Source organism: Pseudoalteromonas sp. SR45-5 (assembly GCF_014163565.1).
Lineage (GTDB): Bacteria > Pseudomonadota > Gammaproteobacteria > Enterobacterales > Alteromonadaceae > Pseudoalteromonas > Pseudoalteromonas distincta.
The window spans coordinates 1-6018 of sequence record NZ_JACJDN010000223.1; the positions used below are offsets into that span (position 1 = coordinate 1).

Annotated in this window: 7 protein-coding genes and 1 pseudogene; all 8 read right to left on the reverse strand. The window is 39.6% G+C overall.

The window, feature by feature from the left end:
- Positions 1-84 (reverse strand): annotated as a pseudogene (locus H5072_RS21115) (flagellar biosynthetic protein FliP); the annotation flags it as partial.
- Between the two features lie 4 nt (positions 85-88).
- Positions 89-472 carry a flagellar biosynthetic protein FliO gene (gene fliO / locus H5072_RS09965; protein ID WP_182693440.1) on the reverse strand — a complete coding sequence of 128 codons (384 nt, stop codon included), beginning with the start codon at positions 470-472 and terminating at the stop codon, positions 89-91.
- Positions 469-867 carry a flagellar motor switch protein FliN gene (fliN, locus tag H5072_RS09970; protein WP_002959332.1) on the reverse strand — a complete coding sequence of 133 codons (399 nt, stop codon included), beginning with the start codon at positions 865-867 and terminating at the stop codon, positions 469-471. Before fliN ends, fliO begins: the two co-directional genes overlap by 4 nt.
- Positions 868-887: 20 nt before the next feature.
- Positions 888-1979 (reverse strand): flagellar motor switch protein FliM, encoded by a 1092-nt coding sequence (gene fliM / locus H5072_RS09975; protein ID WP_002959334.1) that lies wholly within the window; start codon positions 1977-1979, stop codon positions 888-890.
- 9 nt (positions 1980-1988) lie between these two features.
- Entirely contained in the window at positions 1989-2519 is a 531-nt protein-coding gene (gene fliL / locus H5072_RS09980; protein WP_182693441.1) for a flagellar basal body-associated protein FliL, read from the reverse strand.
- 57 nt (positions 2520-2576) lie between these two features.
- On the reverse strand, positions 2577-4598 hold the full coding sequence (locus tag H5072_RS09985) for a flagellar hook-length control protein FliK (protein WP_182693442.1): 2022 nt from the start codon (positions 4596-4598) through the stop codon (positions 2577-2579).
- A gap of 89 nt (positions 4599-4687) precedes the next feature.
- Entirely contained in the window at positions 4688-5134 is a 447-nt protein-coding gene (gene fliJ / locus H5072_RS09990; RefSeq protein WP_002959337.1) for a flagellar export protein FliJ, read from the reverse strand.
- Positions 5134-6018: FliI/YscN family ATPase (locus tag H5072_RS09995; protein WP_182693443.1), on the reverse strand; the 885-nt coding region annotated here is incomplete at its 5' end. The genes H5072_RS09995 and fliJ, both read right to left, overlap by 1 nt.

The following is a 6018-nucleotide window of genomic DNA, read 5'->3' on the forward strand; positions in this document are numbered from 1 at the left end:
TGTAATGGTAAGGGCATCAATTCCTTCTGCACTTACATTTGGTACAAACACCATGGCAAAAATAATAAGCAGCCACTTTGTCATAGGTTTAATTCTTTTTATTTTGGTTTGATTGCGGGTTTAAAAGTTTACCAAATCGTTTAGCGAGTTCAGGCAGTTCTTTTTCACTTAATGGGGTTTCTAACTTGTGTAAATAATTAATACTGTGGGGAGTTACACCAAGTAAATGCTGAGCATTATCTATCTCAACAACCATTAAACGCTCGCGAGAACCTAAAGGTAAACTTCTAACTACTTTAAACTCATCACTATTTGCTAAATTAGGGTTAAGCTTTTTAACAAAAAATGCCAGTACAATAATCAGTACTAGCACCATTACAAGCGACAGCACCATAGAGAGTATATCCCCAGTGGGTGTTGCCACATCTGCTTTTGAAAAAACGGTACTCGTTAAAGCAACTAATAAGCTCATCGTAATTTTTTGATCCGCTCTACTTGGCTTATCACGTCAGTTAAGCGAATACCAAATTTGTCGTTTACTACAACTACTTCACCATGAGCGATTAAAGTACCATTAACTAGCACGTCTAGCGGCTCACCCGCAACACGGTCAAGCTCAACAACAGAGCCTTGATTAAGTTGCAGTAGGTTACGAATATTGATTTTAGAGCGCCCTACTTCCATTGAGATAGTAACGGGAATATCTAAAATAGTGTCGAGTTTTCGTTTTTCATCACCACTCATTTCGTGTTTTGAATCACTTAACTCATCAAGCTCTGCAACATGTGCTTCGCCACTATCATCTGGACCTTCGGCTTCTGCTAATGCTGCTGCCCATTCATCCATTGTGTCTTGATCATCGCTCATACTTTTAACCTTTTAATCAATTACCAGTCTAAGTCTACACCGTCAGAGAGGTGTAAATCATCTTCTAGTTCTGCTAATTCTGCATCTGAGTCAATTTTCTTGCCGCCTTTGGTAAATACATGCAGCTCAGATTTAACTGAATCAGGTCGTTTAATTTTTTCACTAATTTGAAGCGCAACATTATCGCGAGAGCGACCCATCTTGGCTCTAAATGTAGGGAGTTCCTCAACAAATACGGTTATATGCTCAGGCATTTCAACCGGAATAATATCACCTGCTTTTAATTCCATAATTTGCTTTAAGGTCAAATCAACTTCAAGTAACTGAGTCGACATATCAACCTCAACATCCATTATTTCATCGCGAAGTGCTTTGCTCCAACGTAAGTCGGTATCCTCTGTATCAGATTGAACACCTGCATCTAAAAGCTCTCGGATTGGCTCAAGCATCGAATACGGAAGTGCAATATGAAAATCGCCGCCACCGCCATCAAGCTCAATATGAAAAGAGCTAATAACCACAACCTCTGTTGGACTTACAATATTCGCCATAGCTGGGTTTACTTCTGAATCGAGATATTCAAACGATACATCCATAACCGGTGCCCATGCTTCTTTATAATCTTCAAAGATTATTTTAAGGAGCATTTGTACAATCCGGCGCTCTGTTGGGGTAAATTCTCGGCCCTCTATTTTTGCATGATAACGCCCGTCACCACCAAAAAAGTTATCTACCAAAATAAACACAAGTCGTGCTTCCATGGTAATCAGGCCAGTGCCTTTTAAAGGCCTAAAACGGACCATATTTAAACTGGTTGGAACAAATAAAGTATGAATATACTCGCCAAACTTAATCATTTGCACGCCGTTAATAGACACCTCTGCGGTGCGACGCATCATATTAAATAGGCTAATTCGCATATGACGAGCAAAGCGTTCGTTAACAATTTCCAGCGTCGGCATACGACCACGTACGATCCGATCTTGCGAAGAAAAATCGTACTGAAGCGTACTTCCCCCGCCATCTTCACCTTCGTGTATATCTTCCTCTTCAACGTCATCAACGCCATGTAATAGCGCATCAATTTCGTCTTGGGATAATAAATCGCTCACGCTAACCCCTTATTGCATCACAAAGCCGGTAAACAATACCCGCTCAATTACTTTACTGCCTTCAACATCCATTAAGGCTTTTTGTACCTTTTCAAGTGCAGAAAAACGAAGTGTTTCTTTACCAGAGCTCGTACTTAATTCATCAGCTGTTGTAGTAGAAAACACGCTTAATAGCGTCCCTTCTATTAGTGGAATATGTTTTTTGGCTGTTTCTTCATTTACTTCGCCACGTACTAATAATTGTACTTTAATTTGTACAATTCTATCGCGACTTGAGCCAGGCACGTTAAATACAAATGGGCGTGGCATAGCAACATATAAAGCACTACCAACTTCTGCTGATGAACCAGAAGCTGCAGGAGCAGCATCAGTCGACATCGCAGTCTCTTCATCTAAGGTTTCAACTGGCGCATCCGAACCTGACATAAAAAAGTAACCCGCAGCACCACCTGCAATAAGTAGTACAGATACTATGATTATTATTAGTTTCTTTTTACTTTTACCGGTTTCTTCGATTTCTAAACTTGCTTCTTCAGCCATCATGATTCCTTTAATCGCAAAGGTACTTGCTTGTTTTAACTATTATAATAGCAGTACTTAGGCATAGTAATCTATTGATGATGAAGTTTGTTGTCGAGAACTTTGTGCAGTGTTATTTGCTTGCTCGTCATTTTCATCATTAACTGACTTATTATTAGCCAAATTACCTTGGGCTCCACTCTCACTTTGCTCAGCTGTTTCACCACCTGATTGCCCATAAGAAATAGTGCTTTCACCAAGCTCTAGCCCTTGTTGCGCTAACATTTCACGTAAGCGCGGCATTGATTGTTCAAGCGCTTCTTTGGCTTGCTGGTTTTGTACAACAAAGTTTATATGTGCTTGTTCTGCATCGCTACGAATACGTATTTGCATGCTGCCCATTTCTGGAGGATCGAGGCGAATTTCTGCTTCTTTATTATTAATGCTCAACATTGAGCTAACGCGCTCTTGCAGTAATTTAGCTGCATCACTTTTAACAATATTAATTGCCTGCATTACACCTGGATCAATACTTACTTGCTTAACTTGTGATGTACTTTGTAATTGTTGAGTTTGAATTATTTGGGTATCAAGTAAGCTCTGCTCGTAACTTAATGAGTCGTATTGGCTTAATGTGCTCGTTTGCTGAGTATTTAAAGCGGCTGTAATTTGCGTAAATACTTGTGCTACGCGTGCAGGAGTTTGTTCTGCCGTTATTTTTCTAAGCCCATCTTTTTGTAACTCTTCAAATGATTTTAATAAATCATCACGCTTAGCTGAGGTTGCTACGGCTTTATTAATATCCGCGCCTTCGTTTGTAGATGCCTTTAAGCTTAACTTTTGTGGATCATATACTGTATTAGGAGTCTCTGAGGCCACAAACGTTTTTGAGTCTGATTTAGCGGTATCAGCAAGCCCAATTTCAATAGAAGCTTTTAACTCATTAACTGTTTGCTTAAGCACTGACAACTGCTCGCCTTTAGGCTGCTCTGTTTTAATATATTCGTTTAATTGCGTTAATAAACTTTGTTTTTCAGTTGTATTAAGTGAATTTATTTCTGCGCTAAAAGAGTGTTTTGTTACCGTGCTTTGCGCTTTTTCGTTATCAGTAATAAATTGTGCAAGCATTTGCTTAAGATTTGAAGTGTTACTAGTTGCGCTATTTGTTGAATCAGCGTTCTCTAATACCTTAACTTGCGCGTTAAGTTGTGAGCGCTGCTCAGACGTTAAACTAGCAATAACACTATTAGCTTTAATTAAGCTCGCATCTTTAGTCATTAACGTATCTATTGCTGCATTATTATCAGCTTCAGTTGTGGCTAAAGGAGACTGAGTAACACCCGCTTTGTCGGCGGGTGTTGGCAAAACTATATTATTTTTATCAGCAGACTTATTTTGTCCTAGCTGCTCTTTAGAACTCATTAATGCAAATTCAGGTTTTTCTACTGTAGAGCCAGGGCTGTCATCTGGCTTTTTATTTATAGAATTTAATGGCCCTTCAATAGCTTCAGCAACACCACTTTTCCGATGCTTGCCTTCATTTAATGGTAAAGAGTTCAAAGGTAGTGAGCTTAAGTTATCGCTTTTTGAATCAATTAATTTAGCCGTTTTAGAGTCTACATTAGTGGCAATTGGATTTTGCACTACACTCGCTGTATTCGCTTCTTCAGTCGTTACTTCATCACTTGTATTAGCAGATAAAATTACTGAGGTGGTTTCTAACTCTGCATCTTCTGATTCTATACTTTTAGTTGCATCGAACGGCTTATTAATCGAGGTGCTCATTGCTTGTGCTGAATTAATTTGATCAAGCATCTCAACAGATAAAAAAGTAACTTCGTCTGTTGTTATTTCATCTAGCTTTACGCTCAGATTTTCATTTTCTTCTGGCTGTTTATGCTTAGGTATGGCAATCGAGTTTTCGGCATCGGGATTTTTATTGCCCTTAAGCAAAGGCCCCATAGAGTTATGCGCTTCGTTTAGCTGGCTTAAAAATTCCTCGCCTAAATTTCCTTCGCCATTAGCTAAGCTATTGTCTTTAAAAGCTAACAGTGAATCTTTTTCAGAAGAAACTAAAAACGAAATGTTATTCATCGCCATAAATCACCTAATACCATTACGGCAATATGCCACCGCATACCGCCAAAAGTTAAATACCACTAAGTAACAAAGCAATTAACGTGCCTGAATTACAAAGCTTTCCGACGTTGAAAAAACTGATTAGCTGAAAACTCATCTAACATTTTTTGCTCGTTTTTAGCCATTAATGCATTTGCTTTGAGTTTTTGATTCTCGATTAATTTGGCAACTGCTTTAGCTTTAATTTGCTGCTTAAGCCATAGCGTTTTACGTTGAGTAACAACTTGCTTAGCGGTATTTACTGTACTTGCTTGTTGGCGAATTGCCTCTTCAATTTTAGCTATAAAAGCATGGTACTGACCAAACCCTGCACTAGATAAACCCGACTTACCTTTTAGGTGTAACTGTTGAGAATATTCAAGTCTAAAGTTATTTAAGCCTTGCAGCTTTTGTTGATTTGCTTGCAAATTTTGATTGGCTTGTAAGTAACTCATGCGCAAATTTTCTTCTTTATCATTTTCAATTTTGAGCAATAAATCGAGTTTATTTTTAGCCATTATGCTTGTCCTAGTAACTGAGCAAGACCTTGCAGACCATCATCGTAACTAATGACATCTCGCATACCTTGTTGTAAAAATGCATTTACTCTTGGCATCATATTTATGGCTTGGTCGAGCATTTGATCGGTCCCTTTTTGATAAGCACCTAAAGTAATCATATCTTTGTTTTGTTGATACATTGAATAAACTTGCTTAAGTACACGGGCTTGTTGCATGTGTGGTTCAGAAACGACTTGAGGCATAACACGCGAAATCGATTTTTCTATATCTATAGCGGGATAGTGCCCGCTGTCGGCTAAATCACGCGATAATACAATGTGGCCATCTAAAATAGCTCGCGCTGCATCAGCAATAGGGTCTTGCATATCATCGCCTTCACTCAACACCGTAAAAAAGGCGGTAATTGAACCTTGCCCTTCACCGCCATTACCAGCACGTTCCACCAGCGCAGGTAATTTAGCAAACACCGAAGGCGGATAACCCTTTGTAGCAGGCGGCTCACCTACAGCAAGTGCAATTTCACGTTGCGCCATTGCATAACGCGTTACCGAATCGAGTAACAATAATACGTTTAAACCCTGATCTCTAAAATACTCTGCAATAGTTACAGCGCTCTCACAGCCTTTTAAACGCATAAGCGGTGATGAATCAGCGGGCGCTGCGACAACAACTGAACGTTTGCGCCCCTCTACACCGAGTATTTCTTCAATAAATTCTTTTACTTCGCGACCACGCTCCCCCACTAAGCCAACAACAATTACATCGGCTTCGCTACCTCGGGTCATCATACCGAGAAGTACTGATTTACCCACACCAGAGCCTGCAAACAAGCCCATGCGCTGGCCTTGCCCTACTGTAATAACCGAGTTAATAGCACGCAC

Excerpts from the sequence above, each read along its gene's own strand:
- fliO (WP_182693440.1), bottom strand. The coding sequence starts at position 472 with ATGAGCTTATTAGTTGCTTTAACGAGTACCGTTTTTTCAAAAGCAGAT.
- fliN (WP_002959332.1), bottom strand. The coding sequence starts at position 867 with ATGAGCGATGATCAAGACACAATGGATGAATGGGCAGCAGCATTAGCA.
- fliL (WP_182693441.1), bottom strand. The coding sequence starts at position 2,519 with ATGGCTGAAGAAGCAAGTTTAGAAATCGAAGAAACCGGTAAAAGTAAA.
- H5072_RS09985 (WP_182693442.1), bottom strand. The coding sequence starts at position 4,598 with ATGGCGATGAATAACATTTCGTTTTTAGTTTCTTCTGAAAAAGATTCA.
- fliJ (WP_002959337.1), bottom strand. The coding sequence starts at position 5,134 with ATGGCTAAAAATAAACTCGATTTATTGCTCAAAATTGAAAATGATAAA.